General features: G+C 70.8%; 20 protein-coding genes. 3 read left to right on the top strand and 17 right to left on the bottom strand.

Annotation, left to right across the window (positions count from 1 at the left end):
• Positions 1–53: 53 nt before the first annotated feature.
• Together OG218_RS13950 and OG218_RS13955 are read right to left on the bottom strand one after the other, a co-directional pair.
• A complete protein-coding gene (locus OG218_RS13950) occupies positions 54–446 on the bottom strand; it encodes a type II toxin-antitoxin system VapC family toxin (RefSeq protein ID WP_328293827.1) in 393 nt (130 codons plus the stop codon).
• The gene (locus OG218_RS13955; protein ID WP_328293828.1) at positions 433–663 is read right to left on the bottom strand and encodes a FitA-like ribbon-helix-helix domain-containing protein; all 231 of its coding nucleotides are present in this window, start codon (positions 661–663) and stop codon (positions 433–435) included. Before OG218_RS13955 ends, OG218_RS13950 begins: the two co-directional genes overlap by 14 nt.
• Before the next feature lie 409 nt (positions 664–1,072).
• Between OG218_RS13955 and OG218_RS13960 the strand changes: the two genes are divergently transcribed.
• Positions 1,073–2,158, top strand: coding sequence for a CDP-glycerol glycerophosphotransferase family protein (locus tag OG218_RS13960; RefSeq protein WP_328293829.1), 1,086 nt, complete (start codon positions 1,073–1,075; stop codon positions 2,156–2,158).
• A 134-nt stretch (positions 2,159–2,292) separates the two neighbouring features.
• On the opposite strand, the gene OG218_RS13965 is transcribed toward OG218_RS13960, so the two are convergent.
• The 7 genes from OG218_RS13965 to OG218_RS13995 form a co-directional block, all read right to left on the bottom strand.
• A complete protein-coding gene (locus tag OG218_RS13965; RefSeq protein ID WP_328293830.1) occupies positions 2,293–2,799 on the bottom strand; it encodes a putative immunity protein in 507 nt (168 codons plus the stop codon).
• Between the two features lie 373 nt (positions 2,800–3,172).
• Positions 3,173–3,649, bottom strand: a complete 477-nt coding sequence (locus OG218_RS13970) for a hypothetical protein (protein WP_328293831.1) — start codon at positions 3,647–3,649, stop codon at positions 3,173–3,175.
• Between the two features lie 106 nt (positions 3,650–3,755).
• Positions 3,756–4,265, bottom strand: coding sequence for a mycothiol transferase (locus OG218_RS13975; RefSeq protein WP_328293832.1), 510 nt, complete (start codon positions 4,263–4,265; stop codon positions 3,756–3,758).
• A 153-nt stretch (positions 4,266–4,418) separates the two neighbouring features.
• Positions 4,419–4,853, bottom strand: a complete 435-nt coding sequence (locus OG218_RS13980; protein ID WP_328293833.1) for a type II toxin-antitoxin system VapC family toxin — start codon at positions 4,851–4,853, stop codon at positions 4,419–4,421.
• Positions 4,850–5,311, bottom strand: a complete 462-nt coding sequence (locus OG218_RS13985) for a type II toxin-antitoxin system Phd/YefM family antitoxin (protein WP_328293834.1) — start codon at positions 5,309–5,311, stop codon at positions 4,850–4,852. The genes OG218_RS13980 and OG218_RS13985 overlap by 4 nt, the downstream gene beginning before the upstream one ends.
• 206 nt (positions 5,312–5,517) lie before the next feature.
• Positions 5,518–5,934: a PIN domain-containing protein gene (locus OG218_RS13990; RefSeq protein WP_328293835.1), complete on the bottom strand. Its 417-nt coding sequence runs from the start codon at positions 5,932–5,934 to the stop codon at positions 5,518–5,520.
• Positions 5,931–6,191, bottom strand: coding sequence for a type II toxin-antitoxin system VapB family antitoxin (locus tag OG218_RS13995; RefSeq protein WP_328293836.1), 261 nt, complete (start codon positions 6,189–6,191; stop codon positions 5,931–5,933). Before OG218_RS13995 ends, OG218_RS13990 begins: the two co-directional genes overlap by 4 nt.
• A gap of 474 nt (positions 6,192–6,665) precedes the next feature.
• Here OG218_RS13995 and OG218_RS14000 point away from each other — a divergent pair, with 474 nt between their 5' ends.
• Positions 6,666–7,124: a hypothetical protein gene (locus tag OG218_RS14000; protein ID WP_328293837.1), complete on the top strand. Its 459-nt coding sequence runs from the start codon at positions 6,666–6,668 to the stop codon at positions 7,122–7,124.
• A gap of 173 nt (positions 7,125–7,297) precedes the next feature.
• Here the strand turns inward: OG218_RS14000 and OG218_RS14005 are convergent, their stop codons facing one another.
• Complete coding sequence (locus OG218_RS14005; protein ID WP_328293838.1) at positions 7,298–8,608, bottom strand: hypothetical protein; 1,311 nt, start codon at positions 8,606–8,608, stop codon at positions 7,298–7,300.
• A gap of 221 nt (positions 8,609–8,829) precedes the next feature.
• Here OG218_RS14005 and OG218_RS14010 point away from each other — a divergent pair, with 221 nt between their 5' ends.
• On the top strand, positions 8,830–9,537 hold the full coding sequence (locus OG218_RS14010; RefSeq protein WP_328296241.1) for a metal-dependent hydrolase: 708 nt from the start codon (positions 8,830–8,832) through the stop codon (positions 9,535–9,537).
• Positions 9,538–9,550: 13 nt separating this feature from the next.
• Here OG218_RS14010 and OG218_RS14015 read toward each other — a convergent pair whose 3' ends face one another.
• The 7 genes from OG218_RS14015 to OG218_RS14045 all read right to left on the bottom strand — a co-directional run bounded on the left by OG218_RS14015 (position 9,551) and on the right by OG218_RS14045 (position 15,964).
• Entirely contained in the window at positions 9,551–9,772 is a 222-nt protein-coding gene (locus tag OG218_RS14015; protein WP_328293839.1) for a helix-turn-helix domain-containing protein, read from the bottom strand.
• 101 nt (positions 9,773–9,873) lie between these two features.
• Positions 9,874–10,236 (bottom strand): monovalent cation/H(+) antiporter subunit G, encoded by a 363-nt coding sequence (mnhG, locus tag OG218_RS14020; protein ID WP_328293840.1) that lies wholly within the window; start codon positions 10,234–10,236, stop codon positions 9,874–9,876.
• A complete protein-coding gene (locus OG218_RS14025) occupies positions 10,233–10,511 on the bottom strand; it encodes a monovalent cation/H+ antiporter complex subunit F (RefSeq protein WP_328293841.1) in 279 nt (92 codons plus the stop codon). Before OG218_RS14025 ends, mnhG begins: the two co-directional genes overlap by 4 nt.
• Positions 10,508–11,110, bottom strand: a complete 603-nt coding sequence (locus tag OG218_RS14030; protein ID WP_328293842.1) for a Na+/H+ antiporter subunit E — start codon at positions 11,108–11,110, stop codon at positions 10,508–10,510. The genes OG218_RS14025 and OG218_RS14030 overlap by 4 nt, the downstream gene beginning before the upstream one ends.
• On the bottom strand, positions 11,107–12,720 hold the full coding sequence (locus OG218_RS14035; RefSeq protein ID WP_328293843.1) for a Na+/H+ antiporter subunit D: 1,614 nt from the start codon (positions 12,718–12,720) through the stop codon (positions 11,107–11,109). Before OG218_RS14035 ends, OG218_RS14030 begins: the two co-directional genes overlap by 4 nt.
• The gene (locus tag OG218_RS14040) at positions 12,717–13,154 is read right to left on the bottom strand and encodes a Na(+)/H(+) antiporter subunit C (protein ID WP_328293844.1); all 438 of its coding nucleotides are present in this window, start codon (positions 13,152–13,154) and stop codon (positions 12,717–12,719) included. The genes OG218_RS14035 and OG218_RS14040 overlap by 4 nt, the downstream gene beginning before the upstream one ends.
• On the bottom strand, positions 13,151–15,964 hold the full coding sequence (locus OG218_RS14045; RefSeq protein ID WP_328293845.1) for a Na+/H+ antiporter subunit A: 2,814 nt from the start codon (positions 15,962–15,964) through the stop codon (positions 13,151–13,153). Before OG218_RS14045 ends, OG218_RS14040 begins: the two co-directional genes overlap by 4 nt.
• Positions 15,965–16,036 lie beyond the last annotated feature (72 nt).

Genomic DNA, 16,036 nt, shown 5'->3' on the forward strand with positions numbered 1-16,036 from the left:
GGCATGTGCGGATGTCGATGACTTCTTGCTCGGCGGTACGTGGGGCACTGGGGTCAGCGCAGGACCTCCACCTCGCAGGTGATGCCCGGTGCACGGGACAGGCGGGCGTCGGCGGTGACGAGGACGACGTCCAGGGCCTCGGCCAAAGCGACGTAGGCGGCGTCGTAGCTGGTGACGGTGTGCCTCAGTTCCCAGCAACGACGCAGCAGCGGCCGGTGACCGGCGCGGCGCAGGGGCAGGTCGACGAGGTCGTTCAACGCTAGGTCGGCGCGGCGATCGGGGAGGCGTCCACCCGCAGCGGCGCGGCGCAGGACGGAAGCCACCTCCAGGTCGATCACTTCGGGGGCGGTGAGCACCTCGCTTCGTAGACGGTCCCGGGCCCGGTCTCCGTCAGGTCCGTCGTCGGCCAGGGCGGGAGCGAGGACGCTGGCGTCAACGACGATCACGGTCGTCGTGCACCGCTGTCACGGCGTCGCGGAAGGACAGACTGCCGCCGGCTCGTCCGCCGGCGCGCTCGAACACTTCGTCGAGGGTGGGGGTGCTGGCGTCCTCGACGAGCTTGGTGAGGAGGTACTCCTGCAAGGACTGGTGGGCCAGGGCGGCGCGGCGGCGCAGGACGGTGTGCGTCTCGTCGGGGACGTCCTTGATCTGAACGCTCGGCATGGCGCCATTTTGGCGCCACCGATGCCAATGTGCAATCGCGAGGCCATCGACACGAGCGCGACAGCGCGGTCATCGGCGCTTCCGCGCGTTCGCGGCGTCAGTCCTCGGTCGTCCTCGGCAGGCGGCGGGTGGCACGTCGGAGCTCGGGCAGGACGATCGTGAGCCTCGCAGCCCTCCAGCAGATGCACCGCTGCGCGGGGAGACCGTGCTTCCCGCGCCCGACCCGATGACCGAGCAGGAGGCGCCGGGTCAGGTCTCTGGCGGTCGCGCCCCTCGGCCACGGTGGAGCTCGGTCTGCAGTCGGACCACCAGGTCCTCACCGGCCTGCACGAACCCTGTCGAGCGGTTAGCGTCGGCGCACAGCGCGGGACATCCCGCGCGGGACGAGCACGGTGGGGGCGGGAGATCGGTGAAGGTCGTCTGGAACGCTGACAACGGCCGCTACGCCGACAACCCGCGGGCGTTGCACGAGACCTGGACCGCCCGCGGCGGTGACGGCGTCGACCACCTCTGGCTCGCCTCCTCCCGCCAGGCCGCGACGTTCCCGCCCGGCGTGGCGACCGTGCCGATCGGGACACCGCAAGCCGTCGCGGCGCTCGAGGCGGCGGACGTGCTGGTCTCGAACACGCACATCCAGCTCGACCGGTGGCGCAAGCGACCCGGGGCGGTGTACCTGCAGACCTGGCACGGGACACCGTTGAAGCGCATCCACCGCGACGCCGCGTTCCAGCCCCCGGACGACGTCATGGCCGAGCTGGACGACGACATCGCCCGCTGGGACCTGCTCGTCACCCCGAGCGCCGAGGGGACGCGGTTGCTCCGGGCCGCGTTCGCCTACCGGGGCCGGGTGCTGGAGACCGGCTACCCGCGCAACGACGTGCTCTCCGCGCCCGACCGCGCCGCCCGGCGCGCTCGGGTGCGCGCCGAGCTCGGCCTCGAGGAGGGCACGACGGCCGTCCTGTACGCGCCCACCTACCGCGACGACGAAGCCGCCTCGGGCGTCGACGCCCCGCTGGGGTTGGACGTCGGGGCCCTCGCCCGGCGCCTCGGCGACGACGCCGTCGTCCTGCTGCGCCTGCACCACTACATGGGCCACCAGAGCCGTCCCGCCGGCGGTGGGCGGGTGCAGGACGTGGGCGCGTACCCCGACATCTCCGACCTGTACCTGGCCGCCGACGTCCTGGTCACCGACTACTCGTCGTCGATGTTCGACTTCGCGGTCACGGGCAAGCCGATCCTGGTCTTCGCCTACGACCTCGCGCACTACCGCGACCGCCTGCGCGGCTTCACCTTCGACCTGGAGGCGGAGGCGCCGGGTCCGGTCCTGCTCGACCAGGAGGCGCTGACCGCGGCGCTGCTCGACCTGCCCGCGGTCGCCGCTGCGCAGGCGGGACGCTACGCCCGGTTCGTGGAGCGCTTCTGCGCCCTGGAGGACGGCCGTGCCAGTGAGCGCGTCCTGGAGGCGCTGTGGGCCGAGGGTCTGCCGCCCGGCTGACACCGCCGACGGGACTCGCCGACCGGACGCGGCACCGACGGCATCGTGGGGGTCGCGCCCGGACGACGAGCACGCCGCCCGACTGCGCGTGTCCGCCCTCCGCCCCGTCGGCCAGACCGCACCGCGAGGTCTCGTCAGTCGTCGAAGACGGACCAGCAGATCGCGTCGCGTCTGGCTTGGTCCTCGAGCACCAGCTCCCGGATGCGCTCCGGGAGCCGCTCCCGCTGCCAGTCGCGCTCCAGCCGTCCGGTGGGATCGGCCGTGCCCGCTGCCTGTGCCGCCTTGATCGCGTAGGCGGCGGCGCCGAGGTCGTGCTCGGGCACGTGAGGCACGCACGCGGCCTGGCCGGCGGCGTAGGCGGCGCAGCGGGCAGCCCCCCGCAGCGGGCGAGCCGCTCCCATCGCGTGCCCACCGCGAGCTCGGGCGTCCATCATCTGCACGCTGCCCCCGGCCCAGGCGCGTGCTGCCTCGATGGCCTCGCGGGGGCGGGTGTCCGCGGGCTGTTCGACCTCGAAGAGGTGCAGCACGTGGTCGGCGCAGTCAGCGGCCCACAGGGCGAGGAGCCGGTGGTCCTCGTCGGTGAGTTCTCCGCCACGGCGGATCGTGACCAGTCGCGGGTCGCGGACCTTCGGGAGGATCACGTGACCAGCGTGCCAGCAGCGGGGCAGCTGGGGACGACCTTCCGGTACAGCCGGCGGTCATCGTCGCGTGGACGTCGCGTGTGGCACTGAGGTCAGCGCACGACGTCCACGTCGCAGGTGGTGCCCGGTGCACGGGACAGACGGGCGTCGGCGGTGACCAGACGATGTCCAGCACCTCGGCCGGCGCGACGTGGGCGGCGGCGTAGCTGGCGAGGGTGGGGCGCAGTTCTCGGCAGCGGTGCAGCGGCGGCCGGTGAGCGCCTCGCTGCGCAGACGATCCCGGGCCCGGTCTCCGTCGGCTCCGTCATCGGCCAGGGCGGGGGCGAGGACGCTGGCGTCGACGACGATCACGGTCGTCGTGCACCGCCCGGGATCACTCGGATGCCGTCGCACCGGCCTCGTGCGCTCGGTGGGTGGCGCCGCTCAACGGGGCGTAGGCGTAGAGGTCGGACCTGCGCTCGTCGTCGCCCGGCCTGGCAACGGCGGGCAGCGGCGGCAGGCCGAGCTGCTGACGCAGAGACGGGCAGGAGGGATCCACTCCGTGGTTCCCGTAGTGCACCTCGATGCCGGGCAGCTGCCGCTGCAGTTCCATGGCCAGCTGCAACCCTTCCTCGGCCCACTCCGCTTCGCTCTGCTCGGCCCGCCACTGGAAGTCGGTGACCGCCAGCTGGCCGTAGGTGTCGTTCCACGCGCTCAGGCGGGCGAGCAGGGCGGCGTCGGCGCCCATGTCGACCAGGACTGAGGGGTCCAGGCCACCGACTTCGCCTGGTGAGTTGTCCCAGACGTAGGCGTCCTCGACGTGCTCCGCAGCGATGGAGATGACCGTGGGCCGGTACGGGTCGGATGGCACCTCCGAATCGTGGCACCTCCTGAGCCACAGCCCGCAGATCGTCATGACCGCGAGGTCGACGACGCTCTGCGCCGCCATGTCTTCGAGCAGTCTTGGGTACGGCCGGTCATGGATCGAGTTGAGTGGCTCCGTCGGTGAGTTCACGGCTGATGTCGAGATGGCCGCTGTGTCGAGCCGACTCCTGCAGCAGGTGCATCAAGACCCAGGCCAAGGTCGGATGGACATCGGTGTCTCCGTAACTGCGCGCCGAGACCGCAGCAGGAACAGCGGAGCGGAGAATGCGCAGGGAGTTCTCGTGCTCGGAGCGGTAGTGATCCTGAATGAGCTCCGGGGTGTCGTCCTCGGTGATCTCCCATTCCTGCTCTTCGGTCCCTGGCCAGGAGAAGTCCACGTCCTCGCCCGCGAAGACGTACCGCATCCAGTACCGCCGGACTGAGGCTGAGTGCTTGACCATGCCCAGAGCCGACCAGCCGGAAGGAACCACCGGTGTGATCAGCTGCGCTGCGTTCAATCCCTGGAGTCGACGCAGCAGCACGTCGCCGTACCAGGCGAGGTAGGCCACACCCAGGGTGAAGGTGTCGGGGTTGTCGGCTGCTGGTTCTCCGGCGAAAGGCATGGCGTGAGGGTGTCAGCGTGCTGAACACCTGACCAGACGTCCATCGGGTCTGCTGCACTGATCTTGCGGACATCGTCCTGACCGCGAGCTCGCCGGACCACTGGCGATCGCGCACACCGCGGGATGTGCGTGCGGTTGTCGGTGTGGGGTCTCCTACGGTGCGGTGACGGTGAACGGGGTGACGGCGATGAGGGCGGCCATGTCGTGGAAGTCGCCCAGGTTGTTGGTCACGAGTTCGAGGTCGAAGGCGTACGCGGTTGCGGCGAGGTAGGCGTCGACGACCTGGATGCGGAGCTGCTTCTTCGTTCCGCCGGCCGCAAGGATGGTCGCGGCCACCTGTCCGCAGGCGTCCACGACGGTGTCGTCCACGGGGAGGGCGTTCGGCCACAGGCGACGCGCGATGGTGAAGTCGGTGAGGCGTTGCTGCTGAGCCGGCCCGGAGGCCACGGCGATGCCGAACCGGAGTTCGGCGAACGTCATCTGTGAGACGTAGGTGGGCTGGCCGGAGTTGATGCTGAAGGTCGACCCGGTCGGGGCGCGCAGGATGTCGATGAGGACGTTGGTGTCCAGGAGGTAGCCAGCGGTCACTGCTGCTTGGACCTCTCCTGGGCGATCTGCCCGGTGAGGTCATCTAGTCGTGGGCCAGGAGCGGCGACCCGATGGCGGTCGGCGATCGCCTGGTCGCGGGTCGGGGGGACTCTCGTCGCGGAGTTCGGCTCCTCGGGCCGACGTGGCGGCGTGGTGTCGGCGGCTGGCTCGTCGTCGCGTCCTGCGTAGGGATCACGGGCGACCGGGTCCAGGGTCGCGGCCACCTGGCGGTTGAACTCGGAGTGGTCGAAGGGGCCGGCGGCGGCGTTGAGGCTGGCGGCGGCGCTGAGGGGGATGCCGCTGAAGGCGCGCAGGCGGTCGGGGACGGGGGCGATGGGCGTGATGTGGGCGACAGGTCGTCCGTGGTTGGTGATCGTGTAGCCCTCGCCCGCGTCTTCGAGCTCTCGCAGGATGCGTGCGTATTCGTTGCGCAGTTCGCGGGCGGTGATGGTCTTCACACCCCCACTGTAGCCAGTTCTGGCTACGCCGGGTAGGGCGATGAGGACAGCCCTCCAAAGCGACTGACGAGGCGCCGAAGGTCGTCGGCGGGAAGGGCGATGCGGGCTCGACGGTGGTGCATCACCCACGTCACGTCACGATCTCGCGCGGACGGCGGGATGACCGTGAAGTCGACCCGATCGATTCGAAGCCGGCCTTGTTGAAGCTAGGCAGTGGGTGTTTCCCGGGGGACGACACGCTCTTGCTGCAATGAGCTGACCTGGGCGATCAGCTCGAAGTCCTTGTCCAAGTGCAGAAGCGTCAACTCGTGTTCAATAGCCGTGGCTGCGAGCAGGAGGTCCACCGGACCTGGTGCCCGGTGCCACCCTCGATGGGTGAGACATTCCTGCAGGTCTTGCGCTCGGGTGCTGATCTCGGCACTGACCTCGATGACGGTCATCGCCTCGGTGACGTCGGCGATGACCTCGCGGTAGTCCTGGGGGGATCGGGCGGAGAACCCGATCTCCAGGACGCTGGGTCGAGCGATGTTCAACAGGTCCTCGCGTAGGAGGTCGTTCAGCCGGGCGGCCACGACCGGTTGGTCCCAGCGGGCATGGGCGGACTTGTCGAGCAGGAAGCTCACGCGGCGCCTTGCGCTCGGTCGTCGGTGCCCGGTGCTTCGGCGACCTCTCCGGTGGCCTTCGAGTGCTCCTGGAGCAACGGGGCGAAGTAGCCGCTCTCGGCGCGGGAGATGAGACGTTCGGCCGCAGCGCGGCGACGTTCTTGGCGCAGGGTGGTGCGCAGGGCGGCTTCAACGGTGTCCCGTTTGGTGGTCGTCCCGGTGATCGCAGCCACCTGGGCGAGCAGGTCCTCGTCGATGTCAATGTGGGTCTTGCTCATGGCGGGCCCCCTCGGCGTATGTACACGTCGAAGGTAACTCTTGTACATGAGTGTGTCCACGGCCACTACACAAGCCGTGGGCTGCGGGTAGCGAGGACTGCGAGGACCTCCTCGGTGGACGCCTCGGCTCGCGCATGACCGCGCAGATCGCGGGATGACCGGTAGATCAGCGGTACGTCCTCGCGGCGGGCCGCTTGCTGGGAGTTGAGGTGCTGGGTGTGACGACGGCTGTGGACCTTGCCCTGAGCCGGGTGCTGCTTCGCATCGACGGGGCGACAGAAGCACCTTGAGCGCGTCAGACGCGTGCCTCGCGCGAGCGGTGCCATGAGCGCCTGATCAGGACGCTGACGCTGTGCGCGAGCTCCGCCCGCTGCTCCAAGCAGTGAACGGAGCGTGCCCGGCGCTCAAGGTCGAGGGGGACTGACCGACACTTCGAGAGGGCGGCACTCGGCTGCTCGCACGAAGTGCTCAGGGGTGGAGATGACGTCGTATGGCAGCGGTGATGACGGGCCTCGTCTGCAGCTTCCCCATGAGGAGCTGACCGACTTCCTGCTCACCGCCTTGGACCGCGCCACCTCCTACGTCGTCCCGCGGGGTGGGCCTCTGATTCCCTTCGCGATGTACGAAGGCCCCGAGGGCCCTGAGGGGCGCAGTCTGCACAAATTTGTCGAGGAACTCGTGCGGGCGCAGGAGCTGGCACGGTGGTGGGTCCGGCATCAGGCCGGTCTCCGCATGGCTTGCGTCGCCTGGGACGGTTACGTGACCCTCAGCGGCGTGCGCACCGATGCGGTGTTCGTCGACGGGTGCGATGACAGTGGCGAGCACGGTTATGTCTTCCTTCAACGCTATGTCCGAGCGGGTCGCTTCAGTCGCTCGATGAAGGCGTTGGGCAATGCGGGCCTGTACGCCCGTTCTGGACGCCTCTTCGATTGAGGGTGCTCCGTTCTGGTTGATCCGTCCTGATCGGGTCGCGCTCGGGTCGACGAGGAAGCAGTGGTCCTCGTACTCGGCGAGCATCCGCTTCTCGTCAGATCCGGGCGGTCGACGACCTCCGCGACAGCGGATGGCCGGTAGGTCGTGGCGGAGTGTGCAGCTCATCCTGGTGATCAACGCGAGGGGTGGTAGACCCACGCGCTCCGGGTGGGCGTGATGGCTTCCTCGCCGACGGTGGGCACGGCGCGGCTGCCCAGGACGAGGAGTCCCTGGCTGGTCCACACCGCAGGACCAGGTTCCTCAGCGGCGCGGTCCTTCTCCGGTGCCGGGACGGGTGTCCAGGTCCGGGTGGTGTCGTCGTAGGTGGAACCGCGGGTGGCCACGCGCGCCCCAGCGGTCGCCTCCACCGGCCACCCCCGGGAAACAGACCCGGGATCGGGGGGTTGGGGTACGGACGTCCAGGTGCCGGCGGGCAGGGTCAGCGCCCCGCTGTAGGGGACGAGGCGCCCGTAGGAGCCGTCCAGGCCGGCGTCACCGCCGGGGGTGGCGTCGAGAGCGCGTTCACCGGTCCACGTCCAGTTCCCGCCGAAGAGCTGATCACTGTCGGGTAGGCGTCGCCAGGTGGAGGACGTCGAGTCCAGCAGGGCCGCGTGAGCCAGGGGAGGTGGGTCGGTAGGGCCTGAGCGGGCGACGTCGCTGGCCACGAGCAGCAGCCCGTGGGGGGTGGCCAGTGCCTCGCGGAAGACCATGGAGTCCAAGGGGTCATCGGGCAGGGGGAGCCACTGGCCGCCGTCGCCGTGGGTGAGGTCGTAGGTGGAGTCGGGAAGCTGCGGGGGCGGCGTCTCTCCGGGGGCTGCGAAGGAGCCGGGAGCCAGCGCCAGCAGCTTCCCGTCGAAGGCGGTCAGGGAGTAGCCCGGGCTGGAGTTCGCCGGGTGGCCGGGAGGCAGTGGCAGTTGTGTCCAGTCGTCTCGTCCGGCGTCGTAGATGAGCAGTGCGTCGTCGGCCAGGACGTAGACCCGCTGGCCGACGACCGTGTGCGGGCTGTCCAGGATCCCCTGCGGAGCCGCTGCGGTGCGCCGCCACCGGTTCTCGGTGGGGTTCCACGCCACACCGTCGCGGTGAGCGCTCGATGAGTCGTAGGCGTTGAAGCAGGGGGTGTGCGAGTCGGAGGGGCACGCCGGCTCGCTGGACCCTCCGAGGAACAAGGCTTCGCTGCCGGTCCACGCCGTGACCGCGTTCCATCGCGGGGTCGTCGGCGGTTCAGGCACTGCAGACCAACGCCAGGCGTCGGTCACCGGAACCCCCTCGGCGGCGTCGGCAGGCACGGCTTCGGGCTCGCTCGAGCCGGCGTCGGCATCGACGCAGGCGGAGAGGGACAGGAGCATCGCGAGTGCACCGGTGCGCAGTACGGTCCGTCGTCGCGGCGGAGGCTCGGCGGCGTACCTCGCGACGCCCTCGGGGGCGGTCTGCGGGTCGTGGCTCACTCCTCCAGACTGCCTGACGATGCCTGCTGATGACGGCCTACAGCCTTGTTCGCGAGGAACCTCCAGCTCCTCGGCACGAGTGGCGAGTCGGGCGACCTCCCTGGCGCCACGTCACGGTCCTGCAGAACCGCCTCGACACCCCGGACCTGCACGCTCGGTGCGGATCTCGACGCACCGTCGGTAAGCTGACCCCAGCTGATCTTGGAGGTTGGACGCACGTGATGGGCCCGGCGCACGCCGCCAGCGGGTTGGCGGCAGGGGCTCTCACCCTCGGCCTCGCGACGCACGTCGGCGTCGACGCCCCCCTCGAGCAACTCGCCTGGGTCGTGGGCTGGGGCGGGTTCGCCTACCTGCCCGACCTCGACCAGAAGGGCTCCACCGCGGGCTCCATGTGGGGTCCGCCGACGAGGCTGCTCTCCCGCGCGATCGGGGCGCTCGCCGTCCGCCACCGCGGCGGCACCCACGACGTGGTCGTCGCGCCCCTCGTCTTCGGGGTCCTCGCCGCCCTCGCCGCGGACCACCGCTGGTCCGCCCTGGTGGTGCTGGCGCTCGCGATCGGGCTGGCGTTGCACGCCGTCGCGCAGCTCGTCCCGGGCAACGCCGAGAAGACCGCACTCGGGAACCTGCTGATCTCGGGGCTGGGTGCGTGGTGGCTCACCGCGCAGGGGGTGGTGCTGCCCTGGCTGCCCGTCGCGGTGGCGGGTGGGATCGTCGTCCACATCGCGGGTGACGCGTTGACCACCGACGGTGTCCCGCTGCCCTTCACGACGTGGCTCCGCGGACGCAAGCGGACGGTCGGCCTGCGGCTCTTCGACGCGGGGCGCGGTCCGGAACCGCTGCTGCAGTACCTCGTCTTCCCGGCGTTGACCCTGCTGGGTCTGGTGCGCCACGTCGGCCCGGTCCGGGAGCTGCTCGCGCCGCTGCTGTGACGCTGCGTGCGGGCTACCTGCCCGGCAGCATCCCCGCGTCCCGGGCGGCCGCGACGACGGCCGCCGTGCTGGCGACGCCGAAGCGCCTCCGCAGGTCGGCGACGGTGGAGCTCACGGCGGTGGGGGACAGGTCGAGTTCCGCGCCGGCGGTGGTCAGGGCGCGTCCGTCGGCGACGAGTTCGAGCAGGCGGACTTCGGTCCGCGACAGCAGGGGCAGCTGGTGCTCGCCGGTCACTGGTCGCTCCCTCTCGCTGTGGGCCTCGAACGTGACGCTACGTCAGGGTCGGGTGACCGCGCCAGAGGGCTCGGCCCACCCGCCTGCTGGGCGGCGGTTCCTCAGGAGGATGAGCGTTCCTCCTCCGCCAACCGCTCGGCGAGCTCGTCCCGGTCGAGCATCCCCGGGTCGACCTGACCCGTCCGGTACGCCGCGCGCCCCACCATGTGCGCCGCGACCGGCACGGTCAGCAGCTGGAACGCGCCGATCGCGACGAGCGTCGCGACGTCGGTCCCCTGCCGCAGCTGCAGCCCGACCCCGGTCAGCGACAGCAGCACCCCGAGCACCTGGGGTTTCGCGGTCGTGTGCATCCGGGCCAGGACGTCGGACAACCGCAGCAACCCGATCGCGGCGAGCAACGTGAGCAGGCACCCGAGGAGCAGGCACACCGCGGAGACCACATCGGCGATCAGCGACCAGTTCACCGTTCACCCCTCTCTTCCGGAGATTCCTTCGACGCGTAGCGCGCGACGCTGACCGACCCCACGAAACCCACCAGCGCGAGGACGACGATGACCGGCAACGTCGTCGCGTGCCGGTTCGCCGCGGCCTCGACGCACAGCGCGATGACGACGATCGCGACGAGGACGTCGAGCGCGACGACCCGGTCCAGCATCGTCGGACCCTTCGCGACCCGCAGCAGGGCGAGCAGCGCCGCGATCGTCAGCATCGCCAGGCACGCTCCGACGACGACGGTCATCGCGGACTCCTCTCGCACAGGGCGGCCGAACCGTCGGCGCGGCAGCGGTCCAGGTACTCGGCGTAGGCCGCGGGTTCGGCGAACGTCGTCATGATGCGGCGCTCGGTGAGCAGGACCTCGCGGCGGATGCGTTCGCGGCCCTCCTCGCCGGTGACGCCCAGCGCGTGGATGTAGATGGACCCCTGCCCGCCCCGGGCCGACGGGGCCCCGATCTCGACGACGACGCTCCCCGGGACCAGCGACACGAGTTCCGCCGTCATCGCGACGAACAGGTCGGAGCCGCTGTGCAGCGGGACGCGCACCACGGAGTTGCGCGGCTGGCGGCCCGGCCGCACCGCGAGCCACGCGACCTGACCGCTCGCCGCGACCAGGTCGACCAGGAACCGGGCGAACAGCGCGACGATCCGCAGCGGGCGGATCCGCATCCCGAAACGCACCCGCGGCAACGGCAGGACGACCGTGACGAGCAACCCGAGCAGGGTTCCCGAGATCACGTTCGCCCACGACACGTCACCCCACAGCAGCAACCACAGGACGACCAGCCACACCAGGATCGGCAGGCTGACGCGTTCGCGCAGCGAGGTCACCGTCGCGCTCACTCGGCGACCTCCGGGACGCGGTCGTGCAGGACGGTGGACGTGTAGGGCGTGCGGTCCAGCAGGTCCTGCGCCGCGCGGTCGCTGATCCCGAACAGCGGGCCCGCGACGAACGTGATCCCCACCCCGACGAGGACGAGCGCCGCGGTCGGCACCAGCATCCCGACCGGCGTGCGGACCCCGACCTCGGTGGCCGTCGCCAGACCGGTGTTCCCGGCGTCGTCGGGGTTGTCGTCCGGATCGACCAGGGGTTCCTGCCAGAACGCCCGGTTCCACACCTTGGCGATCGCGTACAACGTCAGCAGGCTCGTGACCACGCCCCCCGCGACCAACCCGTAGGCCAGTGGGGTTCCGACGTCGACGCCCGCCTGGAGCAGGCCGAGCTTCCCGAGGAACCCCGAGAACGGCGGGATCCCCGCGAGGTTCATCGCCGGGACGAAGAACAGGACGGCCAGCAGCGGGGCCTTCTTCGCCATCGCCCCGAGGGAGTCCAGCGACGTGCTGCCGGAGTGGCGTTCGACGAGACCCGTCACGAGGAACAGCGTCGTCTGCACGGTGATGTGGTGCGCGACGTAGAACACCGCACCGGACAACCCGGCCGTCGTCCCCAGTGCGATCCCGAACACCATGTACCCGATGTGGCTGACGAGCGTGAACGACAGCAGACGTTTCACGTCGTTCTGCGCGACCGCTCCGAGGATCCCGACGACCATCGTCGCCAGCGCCACCCACATCAGCAGGGTGTTCGCCACATCACCCGCGGAGCTACCGGGGAAGAGCAGCGTCTCGGTCCGGATGATCGCGTAGACGCCGACCTTCGTCAGCAACCCGGCGAACACCGCGGTGACCGGCGCGGGCGCCGTCGGGTAGGAGTCGGGCAGCCAGGCCGACAGCGGGAACACCGCGGCCTTGATGCCGAACCCGACGAGCAGCAGCAGGTGCAGCACAAGACGCACGTCGGGGTCGATCTCCTGCAGCCGGACGGAGAGTTCGGCCATGTTCACGGTGCCGGTCGCCATGTAGACCAGCGCGATCGCGGTGAGGAACACCATCGACGACAACAGGCTGACGACGACGTAGGTCGTCCCCGCCCGGACCCGGGCCTTCGTCCCGCCGAGGGTCAGCAGGATGTAGCTGGCCGCCAGCAGGATCTCGAACCCCACGTAGAGGTTGAACAGGTCCCCGGACAGGAACGCGTTCGACACCCCGGCCGAGAGCACCAGGTACGTCGGGTGGTAGATCGAGACGGGTGTCCCCTCCTCGCCGTCGGCGACACCCTGTGCGAGGGAGTACACGAGGACGGCGAGGGTGACGACGGAACTCACGACGAGCATGAGGGTCGACAACCGGTCGGCGACCAGCGGGATCCCGAGGCGGGCGGGCCAGCCCCCGACGTCGATGGAGTAGGTGCCCGTGCCGCGGTCGGTGAGGACGAGCATGGTGATCGAGGCGATCACGACGATGCTCAGCGCAGTGACGCTGATGGTGCGCTGCGCCCGCGGCCGCCGCGCGAGGGCCAGCGTGAGGCCCGCCGCGAACAGCGGCAGCACGACGGGCAGGGGCAGCAGGACGCGCGGCCACTCGGTCGCCAGGTCGATCGTCCACGGAGTCACCGAGAAACCCCCTCCCCTTCGTCCTCGCTGGTCTCGTGGGTGTCGTCGTCGTAGCTGCCGGACGTCTCGTCGAGCTCGGCCCGCCGCACGATGCGGCGGTCCTCGACGTCGTCCTGGACCTCGTCGTGGCCGTCGATCTGCCAGCTCCGGTAGGCGAGCGCGAGGACGAACGCGACCATCCCGAGGGTGATGACGATGGCGGTCAGGACCATCGCCTGCGGCAGCGGGTCGCTCATGTTCTCCGCCGTCGTGCCCCCGCCGAGGATCGGTGCGCGGCCGGGCCGGCCGCTGGCCACGAGGTAGAGCACGTTGATGCCGTTGCCGAGCAGGACGACCCCGATGAGGACGCGGGTCAGCGTGCGTTCCAGCAGCAGCGAGACGCCGCTGGCGACGAGCACCCCGGAGATGACGATCAGCGTCAGGTTGGGGCTCACGCGGAGACCTCCTCCTCGATCTGGCGGTCGATCTCGGCGCCCAGGCTGCGGATGACGTCGACGACGAGGCCGATGACGAGCAGGTAGACCCCGACGTCGAAGAACACGGACGTCACGAGCTTCACGTGGCCGAGGACGGCGACGTCGAACTGGATGATCGCGGTCTGCAGGACGTTCCCGCCGAGCAGGATCCCCACGAGGCCGGTGCCGGCCGACAGGAACAACCCGCAGCCCAGCAGCCAGCCCGCGTTGATCGGCACCGCGGTGTTGAACTCGTAGCGACCGCCCGCGAGGTAGCGGACGACGAGCGCCAGCCCCGCCACGAGCCCGCCGGCGAAACCTCCGCCGGGGGCGTTGTGCCCGGAGAACACGAGGTACAGCGACAGCACGAGGATCGCGTGGAACGTGAGCCGGGTGACGACCTCGAAGACCACCGACCGGCGTTCCGGCGAGACGGTGCTGCCGGCCGGGAGCCAGTTGGCGAGCCGGCTGCGCTGCGGCGCGTCGGGGGCCTCCTCGTGGTGCGCGGCGAGGGCCCGGTCGATCGAACCCATCCGGCGGCGGAACACCAGGCTCGCGACCCCGGTCGCCGCGACGAGCAGCACCGAGATCTCGCCCATGGTGTCCCAGGCGCGGGCATCGACGAGGGTCACGTTGACGACGTTCTTCCCGCCGCCGTACTTGTACGCGAACTCGGGCAGCGCGATCGACGTCGGGGTCGCGATGCGCGCCCCGGAGGCGACGAGGGCGAAGCAGGAGGTGCAGGTCCCGACGGCGATCCCGATCGCGATCCGCACCCAGCGCGTTCCCACCAGCGGCCGGGACGAGAAGAACGGGGGCAGCCGGCGCAGCGCGAGGACGAACACGACGAGGGTGATCGTCTCGGCCAGCGCCTGGGTGAGCGCGAGGTCCGGCCCGGCGTGCAGGACGAACAGCAGCGTGACGCCGTAGCCGGTGACCCCGGCGAGCATGACCGCGCGCAGCCGGCGGCGGGCCCGGACGGTGAGGACGGCGGCGGTGACGACGACGATCCCGACGAGCACCTGCCCGGCGTTGTCGGCGAGCACGACGTCCGCCGGCCACGGCCGGTTCCAGAACAGCGCCCCGCCCGGCACGATCACGACGACCAGCAGGATCGAGGCCAGGTAGATCGGCAGCGAACCACGCTGGGTCGCGCCGGTGACCTCGACGGCGACGCGGTCGACGGCGTGGACGCTGCGCCGGTACGCGCGGTCCGCCCCGACGGGGTGGGGCATCCGGGCCTGCAACCGCTCCACCGCGGAACGCCCCAGGAACAGCGCGGCGGCCAGCGCGAACGTCAGGACGGTCAACCCCAGGGTGGGCGTGAACCCGTGCCAGAGCGCGAGGTGCTCGGCCTCCTCCCCGGAGTTCTCGTGGGCGACGAGCGCGGCGGGGCGGTCGAGGAACCCGGCGAGCGGGCCCATCAGCAACGTCACGGCGGCGAGGACCAGCGGTGCGGCGATCAGCCCGGCCGAGGGCCGCGGGGCGGTCGAGTCGGGGACCCCGGGTTTGCGGCAGAACGTGCCCCACACGAACCGCGCCGAGTACGCCGCGGTGAGCACGGACCCCAGGACCAGCACGGCGAGGATCCACGGCCGGTCGTGCGTGAACGCCGTGTACGCCGCCTCCTTCGCCACGAACCCCGCGGTGATCGGCAACCCGGCCATCGACGCCGCCGCGACCGTCCCGACGACCGCGAGCAGCGGCATCCGCCGTCCGAGCCCGGAGAGTTCGCGCAGGTCGCGGGTGCCGGTCTGGTGGTCGACGATCCCGACGACGAGGAACAGGGCGGCCTTGAACGTCGCGTGGGCGACGAGCAGGGCGATCCCCGCGCTCGCGGCAGCCTGCGTACCGGCCCCGACGAGCACGACGAGGAACCCCAGCTGGGAGACGGTGCCGAAGGCCAGCAGCAGCTTCACGTCGTGCTGGCGCAGCGAGCGGTACCCGCCGACGAGCATCGTGGCCAGCCCGAGCCCGATCACGGTGGTCTGCCAGGCGGGGAGTTCTGCGGCGGCGGGCGCGAACCGCGCGACGAGGTAGACGCCGGCCTTGACCATCGCGGCGGCGTGCAGGTACGCGCTGACGGGGGTCGGGGCGGCCATCGCGGCGGGCAGCCAGAAGTGGAACGGGACCAGGGCGGACTTCGAGACCGCACCGACCAGCACGAGCACGACGGCGACCGTCGCGGCCGTTCCCGTCGGGAAGTCCGCCAGCAGTTCCGACATCCGGTAGGTGCCCGCGCTCTGGCCCAGCACGATCAACCCGACGAGCATCGCGAGCCCGCCCAGCGTCGTCACGACGAGGGCCTGGGTGGCGGCGCGGCGCGCCGCCTTCTTGTGCGAGTCGTAGCCGATGAGCAGGTACGAGAACACCGTCGTGAGTTCCCAGAACACGTACAGCTGCACCAGGTCGTCGGCCAGGACGAGGCCGGTCATGGCGCCGGTGAACGCGGTGAGGACCGCCGCGAACCGCGCGGTCCCGGGGTCGTCGCGGTGGAAGTAGCTGCCGCAGTAGAACAGCACGAGCGCGCCCACGCCGCCGACGAGCAGGATCAGGACCCAGGACAGCGGGTCGAGGCGGAACGCCAGTTCGGCGTGCAGCGAGGGGACCCAGGGGACGACGAGTTCCGGGCCGTTCCCGGCCAGGACGGCGGGGCCCTGGACGGCGGCCCAGACGGTCGTGGCGGTCGGGGCGAGGGCGAGCAGGGTGAACGCGCGTCGGTCCAGCCACCGCACCAGGGGCACGGCGAGGACCGCGGCGACAGCGTGGACGATCAGCAGGGTGAGCACGGCCGGTCCTCACGATCGGGGGGCAGGTCGGTTCGCACAGCCTACCCCCAACTTTCGTTCTGTTCGATTCGA

It is taken from the genome of Kineococcus sp. NBC_00420 (assembly GCF_036021035.1).
GTDB lineage: Bacteria > Actinomycetota > Actinomycetes > Actinomycetales > Kineococcaceae > Kineococcus.

Excerpts from the sequence above, each read along its gene's own strand:
- OG218_RS13975 (WP_328293832.1), bottom strand. The coding sequence starts at position 4,265 with ATGCCTTTCGCCGGAGAACCAGCAGCCGACAACCCCGACACCTTCACC.
- OG218_RS13955 (WP_328293828.1), bottom strand. The coding sequence starts at position 663 with ATGCCGAGCGTTCAGATCAAGGACGTCCCCGACGAGACGCACACCGTC.
- OG218_RS14025 (WP_328293841.1), bottom strand. The coding sequence starts at position 10,511 with ATGACCGTCGTCGTCGGAGCGTGCCTGGCGATGCTGACGATCGCGGCG.
- OG218_RS14010 (WP_328296241.1), top strand. The coding sequence starts at position 8,830 with ATGGGCCCGGCGCACGCCGCCAGCGGGTTGGCGGCAGGGGCTCTCACC.
- OG218_RS13995 (WP_328293836.1), bottom strand. The coding sequence starts at position 6,191 with ATGAGCAAGACCCACATTGACATCGACGAGGACCTGCTCGCCCAGGTG.